Genomic DNA, 24,673 nt, shown 5'->3' with positions numbered 1-24,673 from the left:
CGCCTGCCGTAGCTCATGTCCTGCCACTGGCGGACCATGCCGAGCACACCGTTGTTCAGGTTGACGATCTTCACCGGCAGGCCGTACTGCATGCAGGTGGACAGTTCCTGAATGTTCATCTGGATACTGCCTTCGCCGGTGACACAGGCGACGTCAGAATCCGGGAAATTCAACTTGATGCCCATGGCCGCCGGGAAACCGAAGCCCATGGTGCCCAGGCCACCGGAGTTGATCCAGCGGTTGGGCTTGTTGAACTTGTAGTACTGCGCCGCGAACATCTGGTGCTGGCCCACGTCGGAAGTGACGAAGGCATCGCCCTTGGTCACTTCGCACAGGGTCTCGATCACGGTCTGTGGCTTGATGATGCTGCCGTCGCCCTTGTCGTAGGGAAACAGGCCGCGATCGCCACGCCATTCGTCGATCTGCTTCCACCAACTGGCCACCGACTCCTTGTTCGGAGTCTCGCCGATCTCCTTGAGGGCAGCGACCATCTCGGTCAGCACGCTCTCCACGGGACCGACGATAGGCACGTCTGCCTTGATGGTCTTGGAGATCGAGGCCGGGTCGATGTCGACATGGATGATCTTGGCGTTCGGGCAGAACTTCGGCGCACCGTTGATGACACGGTCATCGAAGCGTGCACCCACGGCCAGGATCACGTCGGCATGGTGCATGGTCAGGTTGGCGGTGTAGCTGCCGTGCATGCCGAGCATGCCGACGAACTGACGGTCGGTGCCAGGGTAGCCGCCCAGCCCCATCAGCGTGTTGGTCACCGGCAGATTGAGCATCTTCGCCAGCTCGGTCAGTGGCGCGGAGCCGCCACCGAGAATCACGCCACCGCCGGAGTAGAGTACCGGACGCTTGGCGGCCAGGAGCATTTCGGCAGCCTTGCGGATCTGGCCGGAGTGGCCGCGCACCGCCGGGCTGTAGGAACGCAGCTTGGCTTTCTTCGGAAAAACGTATTCGAACTTTTCGGCCGGGTTGGTCATGTCTTTCGGGACATCGACAACGACAGGACCAGGACGGCCGGACTGCGCCAGGTAGAACGCCTTCTTCATGACCTCCGGGATTTCCGAAGCGTGCTTGACCATGAAGCTGTGCTTCACGATCGGTCGGGAAATACCGATCATGTCGGTTTCCTGGAACGCATCGGTACCGACCAGGGTGCTGGGCACCTGACCGGAGATGATCACCATGGGGATGGAGTCCATGTAGGCCGTGGCGATACCGGTAATGGCGTTGGTCGCGCCAGGGCCGGAAGTCACCAGCACCACGCCGGCCTTGCCGGTGGCACGGGCGTAGCCGTCAGCCATATGGGTAGCCGCCTGCTCGTGGCGAACCAGGACGTGGGTTACTTCCGGTTCCTTGAACAGGGCATCGTAGACATGAAGAAGAGCACCACCCGGGTACCCGTAGATATATTTGACGCCTTCGTCACGCAAGAAGCGGACGAGCATCTCACCGCCAGATAAAAGCTCCACGTTGTTCACCTCTAAAACGCCAGAATACCGTCCACAGACACTGGAGACGGGTCTTAATAGGTTTACTTCTCGACAGAGCATGAGCGACGGTGGTCGCCGACTACGTCAGCACTGACTGAGCAAGTATTGGGAGTGCCCCAAAGTGTTGCGGGGGTTTCCCACCCAGCGCGAGGTAACGCGTTGCGGGTGTAACAGGTCGGCGCGGATGTGCGCCTCATGATCTGCCGAGCGGGTCTGCTTCTGGCAGTCCCTCTACAGCGGACTTTGGATTGTTCTGATTCGCCTCGCTCAAGTCAAGTCATCTATGCGCTTTCTTCGAACCAAGTGCATGAGAATGCAACAGAAAACCCCGACACAAGGTATATGCTAGTGACCTGCATGGCTAACTGAACTGCCTGACAAGGAAACCCGATGCGTACGAGCATTCTCATGGCCAGCCTGCTGTTTGCCCTGAGCCCGCTGAGCCTGGCCGCCCCGATCTACAAATGGGTGGACGCCCAGGGCGTGACCCACTTCGACGCAATGCCTCCTCCCGGGCAGTCCGCGACCGTGGTGTCCCCGGCGATCAACCCCAATCCAAGCCCGTCGCCGAGGACCGACCTTCCGACCAGCAAGCCGGTGGGCGACCAGAATACGGTGGATGCCAAGGTCAAGAAGCAGTTGGCCGAGCAGGAAGCGGCGCGCAAGGTGTTCTGCGAACGGGCCAGGACCAACCTGGCGCAATTGCGGAACGACCCGCGGGTTCGCGAGGAAGTCGATGGGGAACTGCATCGGCTGACCGATGAGGAACGGCAGACACGCCTGATAGAGACGAGCAAGGCAATCGAGGATCACTGCTCCTGAGCGCCGCACATAAGCAGAACCGCTGGCGGGGGGACTTGTGCCAAGCAGCCACGATAACCCCAGACACAACGCGGGGCCGCCCTGCGGCCCAGCAGGGGCAAGCCCCTCACCACGGATCAGCGGGACTCGCCGATCAACCGATCGAACTGCGCCAGCAGCGCCTGCAACTCCACACCCTCTCCCGGGCGCAGGCCATAGACCATCTCGGCCATGGCCAGGATGCCCGAAGCATTGGGTAGCGGCAGGTCCTGCTCAAGGATGACCTTCATCTTCGGCAGGAAGATCCACTGCAGCCACTGCTCGAACTCCAGCGTATCGACACTGAACGGCTCGACACTGGACAGCGCCTCCTCGCCAGGCGGCTCGTCGCTCCACCAGCCCTGGGCACGCAACTCGCGCTCGATCAGCAACAACTGATCGGCGATCAATGGAAAGCGGCTATCCATCAGAGGTTGACCCGGGCTTTCTGGCGAGCCTGGGCGGCCCCGGCGGCATCACCCTGCTTTTCCCGCGCCTGGGCGATCAGCTCCCAGAGGCTGGCCTGCAGGTCCGGACGTCCGTTGGCGAAACCGAGGCCACGCCGCGCCAACTGCTCGGCTTGCGGTGCGTCGCCCTGGGCCATGCGCACCTGCGCCAGGCGGTAGAGCACTTGCGGTTCACGTGGCGCAACGCGCTGGGCACGCTCCAGGCTCGACGAGGCACCGTTCAGGTCGCCGCTCGACTGTTGCTGCTGCGCGGTGGTCAGCAGGGCGAGGACCGGACCATCCAGTTGCTCGTCCGCCGACAGGCCACCGCCATTGCCGGACGGAATACCGCTCGGTTGCGACACACCGTAACCGCCCTGGTTGATCGATGACGTCTGGATCGGCGTGCTGTCCACCGGGCCAGGAGTGATCGGGCCGGTCGTGGACGGCCCCGGGGTCCAGGGTTCGCTGCTGATCGGCGTGGACGTCGCCGCACCACCACCGGGCACCATCACCACCACGCCGGAATCCTGCGCAACGGCTTGGGCCTGGTTCGGCGCGGCACGGCGGACGGTGGTCTGGCGGAAACCGCCGTTGGCCGAAATCCGGTCATTGTTGGAGACGGCTGTCCCGGAGTCGACGACCGGGATCGAACCATGGGGCACGCTCGAGCAACCGCCAAGCAGAGCCAGAGCTGTAAAAGCCGGAAACCACCATTTGTTCACTGCAAACCCTCTTCGCTTAATTCAACCAGCCCTTGACCCAATCCATCACTTCGCTGGCCGGCGCGGGCGCCGAACCACCGCAAGCCACACCGGGTGCCGGCTCGCTGCCGCGAATATACGGCATCTGTACCGCACCGGGGCAGTTGGCATCGGAGCCCTGCCCGGTGTGTGGATCGATCCAGGCCTGAACAATGTTATCCGGTTGCGGCATGTCCAGCGGCAGCGGATCGGATTTCTTCATGAAACTGGTCCACACCTGCAGCGCGCCGGTGGCACCGGTGAACGGCGTCTTGCCGTTGTCGTCGCGCCCCAGCCAGACCACGGCCAGCAGGTCCTGGCTGAACCCGGCGAACCAGCTGTCACGGGAGTCGTTACTGGTGCCGGACTTGCCCGCCAGGGTCAGTGTCTTGGGCAGGACGTTGTAGGCACTGGCCCCGGTACCCTCGCGCATCACCCGCTGCATGGCGGCCTGGATCAGGTAGATCGAGCCCGGATCGAAACGCTGCTGGACCTGGAACGGATAACGCTTGAGCGGTTCGCCCTCGGCCGTCAGCACGCTGCGGATGCCGCGCATCGGCGTATTGAAACCGCCGTTGGCGAGGGTCTGGTACATGGTTGCCACTTCCATCGGCGTCATGCCGCCAGCGCCCAGCAGAATCGACGGATAGGCCGGGAACTCGCGGGTGATGCCCAGGCGGGCAACGGTCTTCAGCACATTTGGCACGCCGACTTCCAGGCCAAGGCGCGCCGTCGACAGATTGTAGGAATGCGCCAGCCCCTGATACAGGAAGATCGTGCCATGGGAACGGCGATCGAAGTTCTGCGGTTTCCAGACCTGCCCGTCCGCGCCCTTCACCGAAAACGCCTCGTCCGAAAGCCAGCTGGTCAGGGTGTACTGGCTCGGTTTCTCCAGCGCCGTCAGGTAGACCGCCGGCTTGATCAGCGAGCCGATGTTGCGCACGGCATCCAGGGCACGGTTGAAACCGGCGAAGCCGGGTTGGCGGCTACCGATCATGGCCTGGACCTCACCGGTTTCCGGGTTGGTCACCACCATGGCCGCTTCCACATCCTCGGCGCCCTTGCGGGCCCCCAGGCGCTTGAAGGTGTCATTGACCGAGGCCTCGGCCTTCATCTGCAGAATCGGGTCGAAGCTGGTGAAGATGCGCAGCCCCTCCTCGGTCAAGTCTTCGTCGCGATAATCTTCGCGCAACTGGCGCTTGACCAGGTCGAGGAAGCCGGGGAACGAACTGTCGGCCAGGCTGCCACGCTTGGTCACGCCCAGCGGCATCTTCTTCGCGGCCTCGGCCTGCTCGGTGGTCACCACGCCCTGCTGGGCCAGCAGGTCAAGCACCAGGTTGCGTCGTTCCAGCGCCCGGTCCGGATAACGCCTCGGATTGTAGTAGGACGGTCCCTTGACCATGCCCACCAGCAAGGCGACCTGGTGCAGCTTCAGCTCGGCCAGCGGCTGGCTGAAGAAAAACTGGCTGGCCAGACCGAAGCCATGCACGGCACGCTGGCCGTCCTGGCCAATGAAGACCTCGTTGAGGTAGGCCTCGAGAATTTCCTGCTTGCTGTAGTGCACTTCCAGCAGCACCGACATCATGGCTTCGGTGAGCTTGCGACTCAGGCTGCGTTCGTTGGTCAGGAAGAAGTTCTTCACCAACTGCTGGGTCAGCGTACTGCCGCCCTGGCGCATCTGCCCGGACGAGGTGTTGACCCAGATCGCCCGGGCAATCGACTTCGGCGAAACCCCGAAATGGTGATAGAAGTCGCGGTCTTCCACCGTCACCAGGGTATCGATCAGGTACGGCGGTACCTGGTCGAGCTTGATCAGGATCCGGTCTTCGAGGTTTTTCGGGTACAGGCCGCCGATCAGCAGCGGTTCCAGGCGCACCACCGAGAGTTTCGCGCCATTGAGCCCGGCCAGTTCGGCCACGTAGTCGCCGGAGAAGCGCACCCGTACCGACTGGGCAGCTTCCATTCCTTCGTAGAACTGGAAGCCACGGGTATTCAGGTCGACCGTGTTGCCATTGACGGATGCCGCGCCGGGGCCATTGACCACCGACTCACGCCGGTAGCCGAGGGCATCGAGCTCGGTCAGGAAGTCTTCCTTGCTCAGCTTCTGGCCGACGAACAACTCCAGCGGTCGGGCATAGACCTTGGCCGGAATGGTCCAGCGCTTGCCGGAGAATTTCTCCTGCACCACGGCATCGAGGTAGACGGCAAAGCCGGCCAGCACCACAAGACCGACCAGACTGAGCTTGAGCGCCCAGCCGAGCCAGGGACGAAGGCCACCGGACGGAGGTTTGGGTTTGGAACGAGGGGATCGGGTACGAGTCATGGGCGCGGATTATACGCACTTTATTCATGATCAACATGCACACCCGGCGGTTTGCACTCCCCACCCGAGCAGCCATAATGACGCCCTTGAATTTCTGACCTCTGAAGGATCGCTCGTGAGCCAGTCCCTGATCGCCGCCTTGCAAAACCCGGCCCTCTATCCGCATCCGGTAGAAGGGTTCCAGCTCATCGAAACCCACATTTCCTGGGTGCTGCTCACCGGGTCCTACGCCTACAAGATCAAGAAACCGATGAACTTCGGTTTCCTCGACTTCACCGAACTGTCGGCCCGCGGCCACTTCTGCAATGAAGAACTGCGCCTGAACCAGCGCCTGACCGACGACCTGTACCTGGAAGTCCTGCCGATCACCGGTAGCGCCGAGGCACCGCAACTGGGCGGCGACGGCCCGGCCATCGAATATGTGCTGAAAATGCGCCAGTTCCCACAAAGCCAGCTGCTCAGCACGCTGCAGGCCAACGGCGAGCTGACCACCCGCCATATCGACGAGATGGCCCAGCAGATCGCGCAGTTCCACCTGAACGCCCCGCACGTCCCCCAGGAGCACTACCAGGGCACGCCGGAAGCGGTCATGGACCCTGTCCGTCAGAACTTCGAGCAGATTCGTCCCTTCCTTCAGGACAAGGCTGACCTGCAGCAACTCGATGCCCTGCAGGCCTGGGCAGAATCCAGCTTCGAGCGCCTCAAGCCGCTGTTGGCCCAGCGCAAGGCCGCAGGTTTCATCCGCGAGTGCCACGGTGATATCCACCTCGGCAACGCCACCGTGATCGATGGCAAGGTGGTGATCTTCGACTGCATCGAGTTCAACGAGCCGTTCCGTTTCACCGACGTCTATGCCGATACCGCCTTCCTGGCCATGGACCTGGAAGACCGTGGACTCAAGAGCCTGGCCCGCCGCTTCATCAGCCAGTACCTGGAACTGACCGGCGACTACCAGGGCCTGGAAGTTCTGAACTTCTACAAGGCCTATCGCGCCCTGGTACGGGCCAAGGTCGCGCTGTTCAGCCTGTCGCCCGAAGCCACCGCCGTGCAACGCGCGACCACCCTGCGCCAGTACCGCAACTATGCCAATCTGGCGGAAAGCTACAGCACCATTCCGTCGCGCTTCCTGGCGATCACCCACGGCGTCTCGGCGGTCGGCAAGAGCCACGTCGCCATGCGCCTGGTCGAGGCACTGGGTGCGGTACGCCTGCGCTCGGACGTCGAACGCAAGCGCCTGTTCGGCCAGCAGCCGGGCAGCCAGGACGTCGGTGCCGGCATCTACAGCCGGAACGCCAGCGCACAAACCTACCAACGCCTGCACGAAGTCGCCGACATCATCCTGCGTGCCGGCTTCCCGGTGGTGATCGATGCCACCTACCTCAAGCGCGACCAGCGCGATGCCGCCGCCAAGGTTGCCGAGGCCACCGGGGCACCGTGCCTGATCATCGATTGCGACGCCCCCCAGGCGGTCATCGAAAACTGGTTGGCACAACGCCAGGCCGACGCTGTCGACCCTTCCGATGCGACCCTGGAAGTCATCGCCGCGCAGCAGGCTTCCCGCGAAGCGCTGGGGGCCGATGAAATCCTCCACACCAAGCGCGTCCAGACCAACGAAAGTGGCAGTCTCGACACCCTGATCGCGCAAATTCGCCTGCGCTTGCCTAATCTGTAGAAACTATATTCAGCCGTGAAGCCGCAATCGCTTCACGGCTGAAACATAGTGGCATTATACTGGCGTCATAAAACCAACGGGAGACGCCCCATGAGCCAGCCCAAGCTTCTCGACTCTGCCTTGTATGCCTTGCTGCACAAGGATGATATTGCCGGCTTCAACAAGGCCCGTCCCAAGGACGGCCCGATCGACATGCGCGGCGGAGACTTCCGCGGTCTCGACCTGCGTGAACTGAACGCCGACGGGATCGACTTCACCAATGCCTACTTCCGTTCCGCCGACCTGCGCGGGGTGGATTTCCAGAACTCCCGGCTCGAAGGTGCCAGCGTGGCCCACGCACAGATTTCCGGCGCCTACTTCCCTCCCCAACTGAAGGCGGCGGAAATCCTGATGTCGGTCCAGTTCGGCACGCGGATGCGCTACGAACCGGAGTGACCCGTCCGGTAGCGTGGCAGTCGTTGAGTCCGGCGCCAGACGAAGCCCCGGGCAGCGGCAGGTATTGCATATCCCTTTCCAGACTTCAGCGGACCAGCGCAGCTTCGCGCTGGCCCTTAGAAGCTTTTGCGCCCAAACCGACCAACGAACCACGCTTTTCCTACTGAGCGCTACACTCTTTTCAGGCTTGCCTACTCTCGTCAACGCAGCGTTCGGCCATCGCAAGGAGGCTTGATGAACGATGAACTGCAACATCTGAAAAACCTGGGCAAGACGTCCGCGCAATGGCTGCACGCGGTGGGCATCCACAGCGCATCGGACTTGCGTCGGCTAGGGGCAGTGGACGCCTATCGAGCCGTGAGAACCCGGGGATTCAGAGCCTCGAAAGTGCTGCTGTACGCCATCGAGGGTGCACTGATGGACATTCACTGGAATGACATCCCATTGGAACGCAAAGAGGCCTTGAATAAACAACTGGAAGCGATATCGTCACGCCATAAGAATTGATTGCGCAGGTTTGTCATGTATCTACTCGGGGAGCAACCGGCGTACGCCGATGAATTGATCAATCGGCTGCAGAGCATTCCCGCTCGACTACTGGAAGGCTTGTCCCCCTGTGATGAAGCCATCGAACTCGAAGAAAGCGCCGATCTTGCCCCGCAACTGGTCGACGATCGGCTCTACCTGATCGAAAGCGGCCTGGTGCATGCAAGGGTCGACGAACGCCCCCTGTTCTATCTGCATGAAGGCGACCTGGTGGGCCTGCGCCAGGGTATCGACTGGCCACGCTGCCTGCTGAGCAGCGATGGCCCGCTGCGCCTGCTGCCTTACCAGCGACGCGCGGTGTTCCAGCATATCCACGCCGACGAAACCCGCAGCGAAATGCTGCTGCGCTACCTGGTGGGCCAGACCGCCCTGCTGTCGGACGCCGTCACCCGCCTCAAGCAGCCGGAGTTTCGCAGCAGCAATGGCTTCCAGCAGGTAGCGACCGGTGAGGTGCTGATCCGCCAGGGCGACGAGGCCGATCACGTCTTCATCATTATCGAAGGACACGCCGAAGCCTTTGTCGACGGCCACAAGGTCGGTGACGTGCCCAAGGATGAGATTTTCGGCGCCATGGCGGTGTTCACCGGCGAGAAACGCAGCGCCACGGTGATTGCCAGCCAGCCCTGCTCGGTCATCCTGATCCCCAAGGAGCAGTTCCTCAGCCTGACCCAGAGCAACCCGCGCATCGCCCACAGCCTGATCCAGAGCATGGCTCGCCGCATCGACCTGCTGAACAGGGAAGTCACCCGCCTCAATACAACCAGGCCCTCCGGTTGAGCCCACACAAGGAACGGCGACGAACGGTCGGAAAAAAGCGGTTGACTTAGAAATGAGAATCGTTATGATTATCACAACTGATCGCGAGATCGGTTGGATTTTCTGAAAGGCCCTTGGTTCGGACTCTTCAGATTATCTCCTCATCAGGCTAATCACGGTTATTGACCCGGCTTTTTGCCGGGTCTTTTTTTGCCTGGAGCAAGCCGCTGCTCAGTCGTTGCCCGAGGACTCCGTCGACCACTCCAGGTGTGCCAGCAGTTCGTCCAGCAGCCCCGAGGCCCCCAGACGCAAATGATCGGCGTCGACCCAGCCCGCGCCGAAGCGGCTGCGGGCCAGCTCGATGTAGGTCCGGGCATCGGCCAGGGTGCGAATACCGCCCGCCGCTTTCAGGCCCACCAGCCCACCCCGCTCGGCAATCGCCTCGAGCATGATCCGCACCGCCTGTTCGGTCGCATTGATGAGCACCTTGCCGGTACTGGTCTTGAGAAAATCGGCACCCGCGGCAATCGCATCCTGGCTGGCCTGACGAATCATTTGCGGGTCACGCAACTCACCGGTCTCCAGGATCACCTTGAGCCTGGCGCGCCCCGTGCACAGATCACGACAGGCCGACACCATGGTCAGCCCCGTCTGCGTATCGCCCATCAGCAGCGAACGATAGGGGTAGACCAGGTCCACCTCGTTCGCACCGGCCCTGAGCACCGCTTCCGTCTCCGAGACGGCCGACGCCACATTCGGCCCGCCATAGGGGAAGTTGACCACCGTGGCCACCCGGATGCCCTGCGCCCCCAGGCTGTCGAGGGTCTTGCGCGCCAGAGCGACGAATCGCGGAAAAACGCACACCGCGGCCACCGGCCCGAACGGCGTCATGGCCCGCTGACACAGCGAAACGATTCGCTCGGCATCGTCATCGTTGCTCAACGAGGTCAGGTCGAGCAGACCCAGGGCCTGGTGCGCCAACTGCCGGTCCGTCTGATTAATCTGCTTCATGTTTGCTCCCACATCCGATCACACCACCTGGACACAATAAAGGACTCATTCGGCGGAAATCAGGGAGAGCCAAAGACAAAGAGCCCGACTACACAAGAACAGGAAACATCTTTGACCACACAGGTGTCAGTCCCACAAAAATCCGTCTATCGCCTCATGTCGGCGGGATTTCCGAAGCAGCCTACAACCAATGGACGGATTGACTGACGCGGCGCATGCCTCAGCGAGCGACGATCAACGGATGCCCGCGCTCGGGATGAGGCAATACCAGCACCTCCAGGCCGAACACGCTCTTTAGCATGTCGGCCTGCAGCACCTCCGCGGGGCTTGCCAGGGCACGGGGACAGCCCTGTTCCAGAAGCAGCAGGCGATCACAGTAGCGCGCCGCCAGGTTGAGATCGTGCAGGATGATCAGCACCGCGGCGCCGCGGTCGGCGAACTCGCGAATCGCCTGCAGGGTGGTGTGCTGGTGCAGCGGATCAAGCATCGAGGTCGGCTCGTCGAGCAGCAGCGTCTGGCCGCCGTGCCCCGGCCAGAGCTGCGCCAACACCCGGGCCAGGTGCACGCGCTGGCGCTCGCCGCCGGACAACGCCAGGTAGCTGCGACCGGCCAGGTGGGCGGCGTCTGCGGCGTGCAGGGCCAGGCTGACGATTTCCCGGTCGCGCAACTGCCCGGTCTGGTGTGGCAGGCGTCCCATGCCGACCACCTCTTCGACGCGAAAGGCGAAATCGAGGGTCGAGGTCTGCGGCAGCACCGCCAGGCGCTGTGCCCGCTGCGCCCCCCGCCAGTGAGCCAGGGGCTGCCGATCGAGCCAGACACGTCCCTGGTTCGGAGTCAGTTCGCCGCAGAGGGCTCCGAGCAAGGTGCTCTTGCCGGCACCGTTGGGTCCCAGCACACCGAGCAACTCACCGGGCTTGAGCTCAAGATCGATGTCCGCCAGCACGGTCTTCGAGCCGCGACGGATCGTCAGCTTCTCCACTCGCAGCATCAGGCGCGCCCCCGCAACAGCAGATACAGAAAGAAAGGCGCACCCAGGAAGGCCGTGACGATGCCGATCGGCAGTTCAGCCGGTGCCAGCGCCAGGCGCGCCACCAGATCGGCGAACAACAGCAGGCAGCCTCCGGCCATTACCGATGCCGGCAGCAGTACCCGGTGATCCGGCCCCACCAGCAGACGCACCAGGTGCGGCACCACCAGGCCGATGAAACCGATCATGCCGGCAGCCGCCACCGCCGACCCGACCCCCAGGGCAGTGCACAGCACCAATTCACGCTTGAGCCCTTCGACCTCGATGCCCAGGTGACCGGCCTCCGACTCGCCCAGCAGCAGTGCATTCAGTGCCCTGGCCCGGCGCGGCAACCACAGCGCCACGCCAGCCGTGATCAGCAGCAGTGGCCACAATCGCGCATAACTGGCGCCATTGAGGCTGCCCAGATTCCAGAAGGTCAGGGTACGCAAGGTCGCATCGTCGGCCAGGTAGGTAAAGAGCCCGACCGCCGAACTGGCCAGGGCGGTCAGGGCAATCCCCGCCAGCAACATGGTCGCCACGCTGGTCTGACCATTGCGACGCCCCAGCCGATAGACCAGCGCCGTCACCGAGAGCCCGCCGAGGAAAGCGCAGAGCGACAGCAGATAGGGCCCCATCACCTCCGGCAAACCGCCGAATGCCTCCGCACCGACAATCGCAATCGCCGCGCCGAGCGCCGCGCCACTGGAAACGCCGACCAACCCCGGGTCGGCCAGCGGGTTGCGGAACAATCCCTGCATGGCGACGCCGGACAGCGCCAACACCCCGCCCACCGCCAGCCCCAACAGGGTTCGCGGCAGGCGGATCTGCCCGAGGATCAGTTCCGCCTGCTCCAGCCCTTCGGCCGGAAGCGGCAGGCCCAGCAGGCGCAAGGCCGCATGCAGGACATCGGCCAGAGGCAGACGGACCGGTCCCAAGGCCAGCGAAAACCAGATTGCCAGCAGGCACAACAGGCCCAGACCGATGAACACGGCGCGGGGCCTGATCGGTGCGGTCATGGCGCGCCCGGAGCCTTCGCATAGAACTCGCCGGTGAGTTTCCTCAGCGACTCGGGCAACCGCGGGCCGAGCCCACCGACCAGCAAGGTCGGATCGAGCTCGAAGAGCCGGCCGGATCTGGCCGCCCGCGTAGAGGCCAGGATCGGGTTTTCCTTCAGCAGCGCCTGGCGGGCGGCGTCGCCGCTCAGGCTGCGATCGGCGAACACCAGCACCTCGGGATTCAAGCCGGCCAGGGCTTCGACCGAAAACGGCTTGTAGCCATCGTGGGTCGCCAGGTTATGGCCGCCCGCCTGGGTCACCAGCCACTCGGCGGCGGTACCCTTGCCAGCGATCAGCGGTTTGCCCCCGGCATTGCCGATCAGCAGCAGGACCCCAGGCGCCGACCGCCCGGCCTGGATCTGTCCGAGGCTGGCCTGCTGCTGGTCGAGCTGCTGCCGATACCCTTGGAACACCTGCGCAGCCCGCTGTTCATCACCCAGCAACTTGCCCAGGTGCCGCAGGTTGCCTTGCAGGCTCGGCAAATCCGGCGCGGCGGAGAACAGCTCCACCTGCACCCCGGCTCCGCGGACCTGCGCCAGCACGGGCGGCGGCCCCATTTCCTCGGTGCCGATCAGAATCTGCGGGCGCAGGCTGAGGATGCCTTCTGCCGACAGTTGACGCTGATAGCCGATGCTCGGCAGCGCCTTGAGGCTCTCGGGGTGCTGACTGGTGGTATCGACCCCCACCAACCGCGATTGCGCGCCCAGCGCACTGACCCACTCCGACAACGCGCCGCCGGCACTGACCCAGCGCTGCGGCACTTCCCCGGCCAGCACCGTGTGGCTGAGCGACAGCGCGGCTCCCAGGGCAATCAGGCGTGAACTCAGGCGCATGGGCAAACATCCTTCGAAAGGTGATCAAGCGACAGGGCGAGGGAAAATGCAGACCCGCCTCAAGCGAGCATCTATTTGATAATTATTTGCATTTGACCGTCAACCTGGAATATCTCTTGCCACAGGTTTCTCCGCTGCTCATCAATTGCCTTATCCTCTTCCTATAAAGGCAAGACCGGCTTGCAAAAGATCGATGCGGAAAAGGATCGAGATGAAATTTCTCTGCGCTTCAGACAGCCTCGCCAACAACAGCAGCCGCGGTTTCGAGCTGGACGGCAGCGCCTTGCTGGCCGTGCGTCGTGGGGGGCGGGTCTATGTCTATCGCAATCGCTGCCCGCATCGCGGAATTGCCCTGGAGTGGCGGCCCGACCAGTTTCTCGACCCCAGCGCCAGCCTGATCCAGTGCGCCACCCATGGCGCCCTGTTCCTGATCGAAAGCGGTGAATGCGTGGCCGGGCCCTGCGCCGGGCAATCGCTGACGGCGCTGGACTGCCGGGAAGACGCCGAAGGCGTCTGGGTCTGCTAGAGCAGCACCGGCAGGCGCCGATCCACACGGACTTCCTCGGCACTCAGGCTGACACCATAGGCCAGCACCTCGACGCCCGCCGCCACCGCTTCCCGCAGCGCCTGGGCGTAGGCCGGGTCGATTTCCCGCGCCGGACGCACCGCCTCGATACCCGTCAGATTCACGCAGTACAACTGCACCGCCCGTACCCCCTCACGCGCCAGCGCGGCCAGCTCGCGCAGGTGCTTGGCGCCACGCAGGGTCACCGCATCCGGAAAGGCCGCCACCGCGGTGGCGTCAAAGCCGAGAGTGACGCTTTTCACCTCGACGAACGCCGGCCCCGCCGGGTAATCCAGGCGAAAGTCGACCCGACTGTTCTCCTGACCATAGGCGACCTCACGCTTGAGCCCGGTGAAACCGGCCAGCTCGCTGATCATGCCGGCACGCAATGCTTCCTCGATCAACGGGTTGGCCCGCGCCGTGTTGATACAGGCCAACCGCCCCTGGGGGGTCTCGCCGATTTCCCAGGTACCGGGCAATTTGCGCTTGGGGTCGTTGGAACGGCTGAACCAGACCTGCCCGCCTTCGACCATGCAGTTGAGCATCGAACCGGTGTTCGGGCAGTGAATCGTCAGCAGATCGCCGCTCGCGGTCTCGATATCCGCCAGGAAACGCTTGTAGCGCCTGACCAGCCGTCCTTCCTCGAGTGCGGGAGAAAAGCGCATCAGCCTTGCCAGCTCCGCAGGCCGCGGGCAATCCGCTCCACCGCTTCCTGCAGGCGCGGCAGGCTCTGGGTGTAGGCGAACCGCACGTGCTGACTGGCCAAGTGATGACCGAAGTCCAGGCCCGGGGTGAACGCCACGTGTTCGGTCTCCAGGAAATGCTTGCAGAACGCGAAGGCATCGCCGCCGAACGCGCTGACATCCGCATACAGGTAGAACGCCCCTTCAGGCTCTACCGCAATGCCGAAACCCAGCTCGCGCAAGGCTGGAAGGAGGAAATCCCGACGACGGGCAAACTCGGCCCGGCGCTCTTCGAGAATGTCCAGGGTCTGCGGTTCGAAACAGGCCAGAGCCGCATACTGGGCCATGCTCGGGGCGCTGATGTAGAGGTTCTGGGCCAGCTTCTCCAATTCGGGCACCGCTTCCGGTGGCGCCACCAGCCACCCCAGGCGCCAGCCGGTCATGCCGAAATATTTGGAAAAGCTATTCAGGACGAAAGCACCGTCGTCGACTTCCAGCACACTGGCGGCGTCGCAACCATAGGTCAGCCCATGATAGATCTCATCGACCACCAGGTGACCGCCATGGGCCTTGACCGCCTTCGACAGCCCGGCCAGTTCGTCACGGCTCAGCAGGGTTCCGGTCGGGTTCGCCGGGGAGGCGACCAGGGCACCGACGCTGTCCTGATTCCAGTGCCGATCCACCAGCCCGGCGGTCAACTGGTAACGGACATCCGGCCCGACCGGCACCAACTGTGCAGCCCCCTCCACCAGGCGCAGGAAGTGGCGGTTGCACGGGTAGCCCGGGTCGGCCAGCAGCCAGTGCTTGCCCGGGTCCACCAGCAGGCTGCTGGCCAGCAGCAGTGCACCGGAGCCACCAGGGGTGACCAGGATGCGCCGCGGATCGATGTCCAGGCCATAGCGCTGCCGGTAGAAACCGGCGATCGCCTCGCGCAGTTGCGGCAGACCGCGGGCAGCGGTATAGCTCGTCTTGCCCGCGGCCAGGGCCGCCTGGCCGGCCCGGATGATCGGCTCGGCGGTGGTGAAATCCGGCTCGCCGATTTCGAGATGGATCACGTCGTGTCCGGCGGCCTGCAGTTCGTTGGCGCGTGCCAGCAGGGCCATCACGTGGAACGGTTCGATCGCGCGGCTGCGCGCACTGTAGGGCTGAGCCATTGGCATTCCTTGCATTCGGGTAGGCAAAATCGCTTTGGGCAAACGCTGATCTTACCCGAGCGCAGGCCGTCGGGAACCTTTAAAACATCGCCGAAGTCCATGAAGAGCGGTAGCGAAGCATTCCGACATCATGGCCAGGATTGGCTAAAATGAATGATCAGTGATCCCTTCCCGCCAGGCTCGACAACCGGGAGTAGCGCGCCCCGATTTGATCTGGTAAGTTCGCCCGCTTGCAGCCGCAGGGCCGGCAGGTGTCGGTGACGTTTCAATCCTGCGCAATGGATTAGAAGAGTAGAGGCGGTCCATTACATGCCCACCCAAGCAAAGCAGCAAAACATCCAGTCGATCAGCGGCTTCGAACCCTACGTTGAAAGCCAGGGCGAGGAGTACATGGGTGAGCCCATGCGCAAGCACTTCACCAAGATCCTGCAGAAGTGGAAGCAGGACCTGATGCAGGAAGTCGACCGCACCGTTGATCACATGAAAGATGAAGCAGCCAACTTTCCTGATCCCGCCGACCGAGCCAGCCAGGAAGAGGAATTCAGCCTCGAACTGCGCGCCCGCGACCGCGAACGCAAACTGATCAAGAAGATCGACAAGACCCTGCAACTCATCGAGGACGAAGAGTACGGCTGGTGCGAATCCTGCGGCGTCGAGATCGGTATCCGCCGACTGGAAGCCCGCCCGACTGCCGATATGTGCGTCGACTGCAAGACCCTTGCGGAAATCAAGGAAAAACAGGTCGGCAAGTAACCCCCGCCGAACTGAACGAACGGAGCGTGCGAACGCTCCGTTTTCGTTTCTGCGTCTGTCGTCCCCCCGCGGATTCTCCAGTACCCTGTTCACCATGACTGCTCCCTCTGCCTACATCGGGCGCTTTGCCCCCACTCCCAGTGGACACCTGCATTTCGGCTCGCTGGTCGCGGCGCTGGCCTCCTACCTGGATGCACGCGCGGTCGGCGGCCGCTGGCTGCTGCGCATGGAAGACCTCGACCCGCCACGGGAAGTGCCGGGCGCCCAGGCCGCCATCCTGGAGGCCCTTGAGCGCTACGGCTTCGAGTGGGACGGCGAAGTGGTCCGCCAGAGCGAACGCCACGACGCCTACGCCCAGGTGCTCGACCGCCTGTTCAGCCAGGGCCTGGCCTACGCCTGCACCTGCTCGCGCAAGGAGCTGGAGGCCTACCACGGGATCTACCCGGGCCTGTGCCGCAACCTTGGCCATGCCCGGGAGAACGCGGCCATCCGCCTGCGTGTCCCGGAACTCGGCTACAGCTTCCAGGACCGGGTCCAGGGTGAATTCCGCCAGCACCTGGGACGCGAAGCCGGCGACTTCGTGATCCGCCGCCGCGACGGCCTCTACGCCTATCAGTTGGCGGTGGTGCTCGACGATGCCTGGCAAGGCGTCACCGATATCGTCCGCGGAGCCGACCTGCTGGACTCGACGCCTCGCCAGCTTTACCTGCAGGAACTGCTCGGGCTGCCGCAGCCACGCTACCTGCATGTGCCGCTGATCATCCAGCCGAACGGCAACAAGCTCGGCAAATCCTATCGTTCGCCACCACTGACCGGTGCCCAGGCCACGCCCTTGCTGCTGCGCGCCCTGCGCACCCTGGGCCAGCAACCGCCCGCCGAGTTGGAACAGGCCACGTCGCGGGAGGTACTCGACTGGGGAATTGGCCATTGGGATGCCACACTGATTCCCAGGGTCGCGACCCTGGCCGAAGCGCAATTGCACTGACGCCCCTTGCAGGTTGGCGCCCATCCGTTACCATCGCCGCACGTTTTTAGGGCACGTCATAAAAAAGAGAGGCCAGGATGTACATCTATCGTTTGGTCCTGCTCCTGGTCGTCGGGATCTACCTGTTCTCGCCAGCGATCATGGACTGGTGGATCGACGCGACAGGCGCCTGGTATCGGCCGTATCTGCTCTGGCTGATCCTGATCGTCGTGACTTTCATCCTGCAGAGCCAAAAAGATGCCGATGAGCTTTAGCCTGACCCAGATGTTGCTGGTCAGCGCCGTGTACCTGCTGGCGCTGTTCGGCGTGGCCTGGATCAGCGAACGGGGTGTGATCCCGCGCTCGATCATTCGCCACCCGCTGACCTACACCCTGTCGCTGGGCGTCTATGCCAGCGCCTGGGCGTTCTATGGCACGGTGGGCCTGGCCTACCAGTACGGCTACGGCTTCCTCTCCAGCTACCTCGGCGTTTCCGGGGCGTTCCTGCTGGCGCCGGTGCTGCTGTACCCGATCCTGAAGATCACCCGCACCTACCAGTTGTCCTCGCTGGCCGACCTGTTCGCCTTTCGCTTTCGCAGCACCTGGGCCGGTGCGCTGACCACGGTGTTCATGCTGGTCGGCGTGCTGCCGCTGCTGGCCCTGCAGATCCAGGCGGTGGCCGACTCCATCAGCATCCTCACCCGCGAGCCGGTGCAACATCGCGTGGCCCTGAGTTTCTGTGCACTGGTCACGCTGTTCACCATCTTCTTCGGCTCCCGGCACATCGCCACCCGGGAAAAACACCAGGGCCTGGTGTTCGCGATCGCCTTCGAGTCGGTGATCAAGCTGGTGGCCATCGGCGGTATCGGCCTCTACGCCCTCTATGGCGTATTCGACGGCCCGCAGCAACTGGAGCTGTGGCTGCTGCAGAACCAGACAGCCCTCGCCGCCCTGCACACGCCGCTGCAGGAAGGCCCCTGGCGCACCCTGCTGCTGGTGTTCTTCGCCTCGGCCATCGTGATGCCGCACATGTATCACATGGCCTTTACCGAGAACCTCAACCCTCGCTCGCTGGTCAGCGCCAGCTGGGGCCTGCCGCTGTTCCTGCTGCTGATGAGCCTGGCGGTACCGCTGATTCTCTGGGCCGGCCTGAAGCTGGGCGCCACCACCAACCCGGAATACTTCACCCTCGGTATCGGCATCGCGGCGAACAATCCGGCCCTGGCGCTGCTGGCCTATGTCGGCGGGCTCTCGGCCGCCACCGGGCTGATCATCGTCACCACCCTGGCGCTGTCGGGCATGGCCCTGAACCACCTGGTACTGCCGCTCTACCAGCCACCGGCCGAAGGCAACATCTACCGCTGGCTGAAGTGGACCCGCCGCGCCCTGATCGTCGCGATCATCACGGCCGGCTATGGCTTCTACCTGCTGCTGGGCGCCGAGCAGGACCTGGCCAACCTCGGCATCGTCGCCTTCGTCGCCACCCTGCAGTTCCTGCCGGGCGTGCTCTCGGTGCTGTACTGGCCGACCGCCAACCGCCGCGGTTTCATCGCCGGCCTGCTGGCCGGGGTGCTGGTGTGGATAGTGACCATGATGCTGCCGCTGATCGGCAACCTGCAGGGTTTCTACATTCCGTTGCTGAACATGATCTATGTGCTGGACGACACCAGTTGGCATATGGCGGCCATCGCCTCGCTGGCGGCCAACGTGCTGATGTTCACCCTGGTCTCGCTGTTCAGCAATGCCAGCGCCGAGGAAGCCAGTGCCGCCGAAGCCTGCGCGGTCGATAACGTGCGCCGCCCGCAACGCCGCGAACTGCATGCCGCCTCGCCTCAGGAGTTCGCCACGCAACTGGCCAAGCCGCTGGGGGCCAAGGCCGCGCAGAAGGAAGTCGAACAGGCCCTGCGTGACCTCTACCTGCCGTTCGACGAACGCCGCCCCTATGCCCTGCGCCGCCTGCGCGACCGCATCGAGGCCAACCTGTCCGGCCTGATGGGGCCGAGCGTGGCCCAGGACATGGTCGAGACCTTCCTGCCCTACAAGGCCGGTGGCGAAAGCTATGTGACCGAGGACATCCACTTCATCGAGAGCCGCCTCGAGGACTACCATTCGCGCCTCACGGGCCTGGCCGCCGAGCTCGATGCCCTGCGCCGCTACCACCGCCAGACCCTGCAGGAACTGCCGATGGGCGTCTGCTCGCTGGCCAAGGACCAGGAAATCCTCATGTGGAACAAGGCCATGGAGGAACTGACCGGCGTCGCCGCACAGCGGGTGGTCGGCTCGCGCCTGCCGACCCTGGGCGAGCCCTGGAGAGAATTGTTACAAGGCTTTATCAACCTGCCGGACGAGCACCTGCACAAGCAACGCCTGGCCCTCGACGGCCAGACCCGCTGGCTGAACCTGCACAAGGCGGCGATCGACGAACCGCTGGCCCCCGGCAACAGCGGGCTGGTGCTGCTGGTCGAGGACCTGACCGAAACGCAGATGCTCGAGGACAAGCTGGTGCACTCCGAGCGCCTGGCGAGCATCGGCCGACTGGCGGCCGGGGTCGCCCACGAAATCGGCAACCCGATCACCGGTATCGCCTGCCTCGCACAGAACCTGCGCGAGGAGCGCGAGGAGGATGGCGAGATCACCGAAATCAGCGGACAGATCCTCGAACAGACCAAGCGTGTGTCGCGCATCGTCCAGTCGCTGATGAGCTTCGCCCACGCCGGCGGCCACCAGCACAACGACGAAGCGGTATGCCTGGCCGAGGTCGCACAGGATGCCATTGGTCTGCTCGCGCTGAACCGACGCAATTTCGAAGTACAGTTCTTCAACCTCTGCGACCCGGACCACTACGTCGAGGGTGACCCGCAACGTCTGGCGCAAGTGCTGATCAACCTGCTGTCCAACGCCCGTGACGCCTCACCCGCAGGCAGCGCGGTACGGGTCAAGAGCGAAGCCTTCGAACATACCGTCGATCTGATCGTCGAAGATGAAGGCACCGGCATTCCGAAGAACATCATGGATCGATTGTTCGAACCCTTCTTCACCACCAAGGACCCTGGCGAAGGTACCGGACTGGGCCTTGCACTGGTCTATTCCATCGTTGAAGAGCATTATGGACAAATCACCATCGACAGCCCGGCCGACACCGAAAGCCAACGAGGCACCCGTATCCGGATAACCCTGCCCCGTCATGTCGAAGCGACGTCCGCTGTGAACTGAGACCGTCGAGAGAACCGAATCGATGCCGCACATTTTGATCGTCGAAGACGAAACCATCATCCGCTCCGCACTGCGTCGCCTGCTGGAGCGCAATCAGTACCAGGTCAGCGAGGCCGGCTCGGTACAGGAAGCCCAGGAACGCTTCAGCATCCCCTCGTTCGACCTGATCGTCAGCGACCTGCGCCTGCCCGGCGCGCCGGGCACCGAACTGATCAAGCTCGGCCAGGGCACCCCGGTGCTGATCATGACCAGCTACGCCAGCCTGCGCTCGGCCGTCGACTCGATGAAGATGGGCGCGGTCGACTACATCGCCAAGCCGTTCGACCACGACGAGATGCTGCAGGCCGTGGCGCGTATCCTGCGTGATCGCCAGAACGGCCAGGCCGCCCCCGCCGAGCGCAGCGCACCGAAGAGTGGCGGCGCGGCGGAGAAATCCCTGAGCGGCAACAGCAATGGCGAAATCGGCATCATCGGCTCCTGCCCGCCGATGCAGGACCTCTACGGCAAGATCCGCAAGGTCGCACCCACCGACTCCAACGTGCTGATCCAGGGCGAGTCGGGAACCGGCAAGGAACTGGTGGCCCGTGCCCTGCACAACCTGTCCAAGCGGGCCAAGGCGCCGATGATCTCGGTGAACTGCGCGGCCATTCCCGAAACCCTGATCGAGTCCGAACTGTTCGGCCACGAGAAAGGCGCGTTCACCGGTGCCAGCGCCGGTCGTGCCGGCCTGGTGGAAGCGGCCGACGGCGGCACGCTGTTCCTCGACGAAATCGGCGAGTTGCCCCTGGAAGCCCAGGCCCGCCTGCTGCGCGTGCTGCAGGAAGGCGAGATCCGCCGGGTCGGCTCGGTACAGTCGCAGAAGGTCGACGTACGCCTGATCGCCGCGACCCACCGTGATCTCAAGAACCTGGCCAAGATCGGCCAATTCCGCGAAGACCTGTATTACCGCCTGCACGTGATCGCACTGAAATTGCCGGCACTGCGCGAACGTGGTGCGGACGTCAACGAAATCGCCAACGCCTTCCTCGCCCGCCAGAGCGCCCGTATCGGCCGTAACGACCTCAAGTTCGGTGCCGATGCCGAACAAGCCATTCGGCATTACTCCTGGCCGGGTAACGTGCGTGAGCTGGAGAATGCGGTCGAGCGTGCGGTGATCCTGTGCGAGAACCCGGAAATCTCGGCGGACCTGCTGGGCATCGACATCGAGTTGGGCGACCTGGAAGAAGAGGAATTCATCGGCCTGGCGCCAGCGCCGAGCAGCGCGGCCAACAGCAGCCACGAACCGACCGAGGACCTGTCACTGGAGGACTACTTTCAGCACTTCGTTCTCGAACACCAGGACCACATGACCGAGACCGAGCTGGCACGCAAGCTCGGAGTGAGCCGCAAGTGCCTGTGGGAACGCCGCCAGCGCCTGGGCATTCCACGGCGCAAGACCGGGGCGACCAGCGAGAGCTGAGCCCCCAGGTAACACCCTGGGATGTGAAAAAACTGTTACCTCAGATTTTTCACGTAACAAAAGCCGGGTCTATCGGTAACGAAAGCCCGGCTTTTTTTCGCCCCCCAAAAACCAGAAAACCGCCGAAAGCCCCGTTTTTACTGGCCCTCGCAAAAGTTGGCACGGCACCTGCTATATGTTTGATACAAGAACAATAACAAGCAACGTACAAGACAATAAAAATAAGACGAATCGACTCACGCATAACAAAAACAACACGGCGGAGGCGCAGCTAACTGATTCTTTTGGAGAGGCGTTGTATTTGGGGCTTGCCCCACGACCAGGCCGAGAACAAAAAAAACTGCACTTGAAGCAGAGCCTGAACTGGTTGGATCCACGGATCACGACAACACAGCGACCAAAGCAATCCGTTTGCTCTTATCTCCCGATTGGGAGGCGTCACAGGCAGAAGACCTGCGACACAGGGCGATCAACAAAAACAAAAAGCCCGCGACCATAATAAAAAGAGCACGCAACTACTTCTGGGGGAGCCTCGAGCTCCCCTTGTAGTTTCCGCAATTCCCCTTCCCAATCCCGTTCCAGCCCCGTGCCACAAGGCCTCGAGCCCTCCCCTGCACAGGTCCCGCAGCGTCCTACACCATCCCTCGACTAAATGCTAGAATCCCCGCCCATCATGCGGCCATTATCCGTGCTCGCCGAATATTCCTTCAAACAGTGCCTCCCATGCTGAAGAAGCTGTTCCAGTCATTCCGTTCTCCCCTGCGTCGAACGCAACACAAACGCAGTACCCCTGAGGTGCTCAACAGCAGCCAGCACTCGCTGCAAAAGGCCCAATTCAGCCGGTACGCGGTGAACATCGTCGAACGCCTGCAGAACGCCGGCTACCAGGCCTACCTGGTTGGCGGTTGCGTGCGCGACATGCTGCTGGGCATCACGCCCAAGGACTTCGACGTCGCCACCAGCGCCACGCCGGAACAGATCCGTGCCGAGTTCCGCAACGCCCGTATCATCGGTCGCCGGTTCAAGCTGGTGCACATTCATTTCGGCCGCGAGATCATCGAGGTCGCGACCTTCCGCGCCAACCATCCGCAGGATGAAGACGAGGAAGACAGCAACCAGTCCTCCCGTAACGAAAGCGGACGCATTCTGCGCGACAACGTCTACGGCACCCTGGAAGACGATGCCCAGCGCCGCGACTTCACGATCAACGCCCTGTACTACGATCCGGTCAGCGAGCGCATTCTCGACTACGCCAATGGCGTGCACGACATCCGCAACCGCCTGATCCGCCTGATCGGCGACCCGATCCGCCGCTACCAGGAAGACCCGGTGCGGATGCTGCGGGCCGTGCGCTTCGCCGCCAAGCTCGATTTCGGCATCGAACGCCACACCGTCACCCCGATTCGCGACCTGGCGCCACTGCTGCGCGAGATCCCGTCGGCACGGCTGTTCGAGGAAGTGCTCAAGCTGTTCCTCTCCGGCCATGCCGCCGATACCTTCGAAATGCTGGTCGACCTGAACCTGTTCGAACCGTTGTTCCCGGCCAGTTTCGAGGCGCTGGAACACAACCCGACCTATACCCACACACTGATCAGCCAGGCGCTGATCAACACCGACCTGCGCATCAGGCAGAACAAGCCGGTGACGCCGGCCTTCCTGTTTGCCGCCTTGCTGTGGCCCGCCCTGCCGGCACGGGTGCTGCGCCTGCAATCGCGCGGCATGCCGCCGATTCCGGCGATGCAGGAAGCCGCTCACGAACTGATCAGCGAGCAATGCCAGCGGGTTGCGATTCCCAAGCGCTTCACCCTGCCGATCCGCGAAATCTGGGATATGCAGGAACGCCTGCCACGCCGCAGCGGCAAGCGCGCCGACCAATTGCTGGACAACCCGCGCTTCCGCGCCGGCTACGACTTCCTGCTGCTGCGCGAAACCGCCGGTGAGCAGACCGATGGCCTCGGCGACTGGTGGACCGATTATCAGGACGCCACCGATGCCGGTCGCCGCGACATGATCCGCGACCTCAGCGGCAAGGAAGACAGCAGCGGCGCGCCACGCAAGCGTCGGCGCAGCAGCGCCGGCAAACGCAAGCGTACCGCCGGTTCGGAAGAGTGAAGAGATGGAACGCATCTATATCGGCCTGGGCAGCAACCTGGCTGACCCGGCCGAGCAATTGCGCAACGCGGTGCAGGCCCTGGCCCAACTGCCGGACACTGAACTGGCCGGCGTTTCCGCGTTCTACCAGAGCGACTCGCTGCTCCCCGGCCAGCCTCGCTACACCAACGCGGTAGCGGCCCTCGATAGCTGCCTGGCGCCACTGGACCTGCTCGACGCCCTGCAGCGTATCGAACTCGACCAGGGCCGCGAACGCCACGAACGCTGGGGCCCGCGCACCCTGGACCTGGATATCCTGCTGTTCGGTGATCGGCTGATCGACGAACCGCGGCTGAAGGTCCCGCACTACCACATGCAGGCCCGTCCGTTCGTGCTGTACCCGCTGGCGGAACTGGCCCCGGCCGACCTGCGACTGGCCGACGGCCGCAGTCTGCGGGGTCTGCTTGCCGAATGCCCGTTCGTCGGCCTGGAGCGCCTGGCGCCGTAACGCCCTCCTCCGCTTGTGGGAGCCGGCCGGGCGTCTCCCACAATGACCGCGCCCCTCTGTAAGAGCGTGGCTTGCCCGCGAATAGACCCTCAAGTCTTGCCCACCACCATCG

23 protein-coding genes are annotated in these 24,673 nt (G+C 63.4%); 13 read left to right on the top strand and 10 right to left on the bottom strand.

The genetic code is table 11. The annotated features are described in order from the left end of the window. A partial coding sequence (locus K675_RS0114190; RefSeq protein WP_037006503.1) for an acetolactate synthase 3 large subunit occupies window positions 1-1,481 on the bottom strand: 1,481 nt, incomplete at its 3' end. Window positions 1,482-1,892: 411 nt separating this feature from the next. On the opposite strand from K675_RS0114190, the gene K675_RS0114180 reads away from it, so the two are divergent. Continuing rightward, window positions 1,893-2,324, top strand: coding sequence for a DUF4124 domain-containing protein (locus K675_RS0114180; protein WP_017904168.1), 432 nt, complete (start codon window positions 1,893-1,895; stop codon window positions 2,322-2,324). A 116-nt stretch (window positions 2,325-2,440) separates the two neighbouring features. Here K675_RS0114180 and K675_RS0114175 read toward each other — a convergent pair whose 3' ends face one another. The 3 genes from K675_RS0114175 to mrcB are packed head-to-tail and all read right to left on the bottom strand — an operon-like array spanning window position 2,441 to window position 5,854. Next, window positions 2,441-2,770, bottom strand: a complete 330-nt coding sequence (locus K675_RS0114175) for a YqcC family protein (protein ID WP_026145189.1) — start codon at window positions 2,768-2,770, stop codon at window positions 2,441-2,443. Then, on the bottom strand, window positions 2,770-3,513 hold the full coding sequence (locus K675_RS0114170) for a tetratricopeptide repeat protein (RefSeq protein ID WP_026145188.1): 744 nt from the start codon (window positions 3,511-3,513) through the stop codon (window positions 2,770-2,772). Before K675_RS0114170 ends, K675_RS0114175 begins: the two co-directional genes overlap by 1 nt. Before the next feature lie 16 nt (window positions 3,514-3,529). Next, on the bottom strand, window positions 3,530-5,854 hold the full coding sequence (gene mrcB, locus K675_RS0114165) for a penicillin-binding protein 1B (protein ID WP_026145187.1): 2,325 nt from the start codon (window positions 5,852-5,854) through the stop codon (window positions 3,530-3,532). 115 nt (window positions 5,855-5,969) lie between these two features. Here mrcB and K675_RS0114160 point away from each other — a divergent pair, with 115 nt between their 5' ends. The 4 genes from K675_RS0114160 to K675_RS0114145 all read left to right on the top strand — a co-directional run bounded on the left by K675_RS0114160 (window position 5,970) and on the right by K675_RS0114145 (window position 9,284). After that, window positions 5,970-7,526 (top strand): AAA family ATPase, encoded by a 1,557-nt coding sequence (locus K675_RS0114160; protein WP_017904164.1) that lies wholly within the window; start codon window positions 5,970-5,972, stop codon window positions 7,524-7,526. Between the two features lie 90 nt (window positions 7,527-7,616). Continuing rightward, window positions 7,617-7,961, top strand: a complete 345-nt coding sequence (locus K675_RS0114155) for a pentapeptide repeat-containing protein (protein WP_017904163.1) — start codon at window positions 7,617-7,619, stop codon at window positions 7,959-7,961. 234 nt (window positions 7,962-8,195) lie between these two features. Further along, window positions 8,196-8,468, top strand: a complete 273-nt coding sequence (locus tag K675_RS0114150) for a TfoX/Sxy family protein (protein WP_010444127.1) — start codon at window positions 8,196-8,198, stop codon at window positions 8,466-8,468. Window positions 8,469-8,483: 15 nt separating this feature from the next. Then, the gene (locus K675_RS0114145) at window positions 8,484-9,284 is read left to right on the top strand and encodes a Crp/Fnr family transcriptional regulator (RefSeq protein ID WP_017904162.1); all 801 of its coding nucleotides are present in this window, start codon (window positions 8,484-8,486) and stop codon (window positions 9,282-9,284) included. Window positions 9,285-9,494: 210 nt separating this feature from the next. Here K675_RS0114145 and deoC read toward each other — a convergent pair whose 3' ends face one another. From deoC to K675_RS0114125, 4 genes are all read right to left on the bottom strand, one after another. Continuing rightward, window positions 9,495-10,274, bottom strand: a complete 780-nt coding sequence (deoC, locus tag K675_RS0114140; RefSeq protein WP_017904161.1) for a deoxyribose-phosphate aldolase — start codon at window positions 10,272-10,274, stop codon at window positions 9,495-9,497. A 220-nt stretch (window positions 10,275-10,494) separates the two neighbouring features. Continuing rightward, a complete protein-coding gene (locus K675_RS0114135) occupies window positions 10,495-11,262 on the bottom strand; it encodes a heme ABC transporter ATP-binding protein (protein ID WP_017904160.1) in 768 nt (255 codons plus the stop codon). After that, a complete protein-coding gene (locus K675_RS0114130) occupies window positions 11,262-12,245 on the bottom strand; it encodes a FecCD family ABC transporter permease (RefSeq protein ID WP_198291646.1) in 984 nt (327 codons plus the stop codon). Before K675_RS0114130 ends, K675_RS0114135 begins: the two co-directional genes overlap by 1 nt. Window positions 12,246-12,295: 50 nt before the next feature. Beyond that, window positions 12,296-13,171: a heme/hemin ABC transporter substrate-binding protein gene (locus K675_RS0114125; RefSeq protein ID WP_017904158.1), complete on the bottom strand. Its 876-nt coding sequence runs from the start codon at window positions 13,169-13,171 to the stop codon at window positions 12,296-12,298. A 211-nt stretch (window positions 13,172-13,382) separates the two neighbouring features. Between K675_RS0114125 and K675_RS0114120 the strand changes: the two genes are divergently transcribed. Further along, window positions 13,383-13,697: a Rieske (2Fe-2S) protein gene (locus tag K675_RS0114120; protein ID WP_017904157.1), complete on the top strand. Its 315-nt coding sequence runs from the start codon at window positions 13,383-13,385 to the stop codon at window positions 13,695-13,697. Here K675_RS0114120 and sfsA read toward each other — a convergent pair. Both sfsA and K675_RS0114110 read right to left on the bottom strand, forming a co-directional pair. Beyond that, a complete protein-coding gene (sfsA, locus tag K675_RS0114115; RefSeq protein WP_017904156.1) occupies window positions 13,694-14,401 on the bottom strand; it encodes a DNA/RNA nuclease SfsA in 708 nt (235 codons plus the stop codon). The two genes, K675_RS0114120 and sfsA, sit on opposite strands and share 4 nt — an antisense overlap. Beyond that, the gene (locus tag K675_RS0114110) at window positions 14,401-15,573 is read right to left on the bottom strand and encodes a pyridoxal phosphate-dependent aminotransferase (protein ID WP_017904155.1); all 1,173 of its coding nucleotides are present in this window, start codon (window positions 15,571-15,573) and stop codon (window positions 14,401-14,403) included. Before K675_RS0114110 ends, sfsA begins: the two co-directional genes overlap by 1 nt. Window positions 15,574-15,882: 309 nt before the next feature. Here K675_RS0114110 and dksA point away from each other — a divergent pair, with 309 nt between their 5' ends. From dksA to folK, 7 genes are all read left to right on the top strand, one after another. Then, window positions 15,883-16,326 (top strand): RNA polymerase-binding protein DksA, encoded by a 444-nt coding sequence (gene dksA, locus K675_RS0114105; RefSeq protein WP_017904154.1) that lies wholly within the window; start codon window positions 15,883-15,885, stop codon window positions 16,324-16,326. Window positions 16,327-16,420: 94 nt separating this feature from the next. Beyond that, window positions 16,421-17,311, top strand: a complete 891-nt coding sequence (gene gluQRS / locus K675_RS0114100) for a tRNA glutamyl-Q(34) synthetase GluQRS (RefSeq protein ID WP_017904153.1) — start codon at window positions 16,421-16,423, stop codon at window positions 17,309-17,311. A gap of 77 nt (window positions 17,312-17,388) precedes the next feature. After that, entirely contained in the window at window positions 17,389-17,565 is a 177-nt protein-coding gene (locus K675_RS32750; RefSeq protein WP_003176118.1) for a hypothetical protein, read from the top strand. Continuing rightward, window positions 17,549-20,503, top strand: coding sequence for a sensor histidine kinase (locus tag K675_RS0114090; RefSeq protein WP_026145186.1), 2,955 nt, complete (start codon window positions 17,549-17,551; stop codon window positions 20,501-20,503). The genes K675_RS32750 and K675_RS0114090 overlap by 17 nt, the downstream gene beginning before the upstream one ends. A 22-nt stretch (window positions 20,504-20,525) precedes the next feature. Continuing rightward, window positions 20,526-21,962: a sigma-54-dependent transcriptional regulator gene (locus tag K675_RS0114085; protein ID WP_017904151.1), complete on the top strand. Its 1,437-nt coding sequence runs from the start codon at window positions 20,526-20,528 to the stop codon at window positions 21,960-21,962. A 723-nt stretch (window positions 21,963-22,685) separates the two neighbouring features. Further along, complete coding sequence (locus K675_RS0114075) at window positions 22,686-24,074, top strand: polynucleotide adenylyltransferase PcnB (protein ID WP_017904150.1); 1,389 nt, start codon at window positions 22,686-22,688, stop codon at window positions 24,072-24,074. A gap of 4 nt (window positions 24,075-24,078) precedes the next feature. Beyond that, entirely contained in the window at window positions 24,079-24,561 is a 483-nt protein-coding gene (gene folK / locus K675_RS0114070; protein WP_017904149.1) for a 2-amino-4-hydroxy-6-hydroxymethyldihydropteridine diphosphokinase, read from the top strand. Window positions 24,562-24,673 lie beyond the last annotated feature (112 nt).

Source organism: Pseudomonas fuscovaginae SE-1 (assembly GCF_000364705.1).
Lineage (GTDB): Bacteria > Pseudomonadota > Gammaproteobacteria > Pseudomonadales > Pseudomonadaceae > Aquipseudomonas > Aquipseudomonas fuscovaginae_A.
This window is presented reverse-complemented; position numbering and strand designations above follow the sequence as displayed.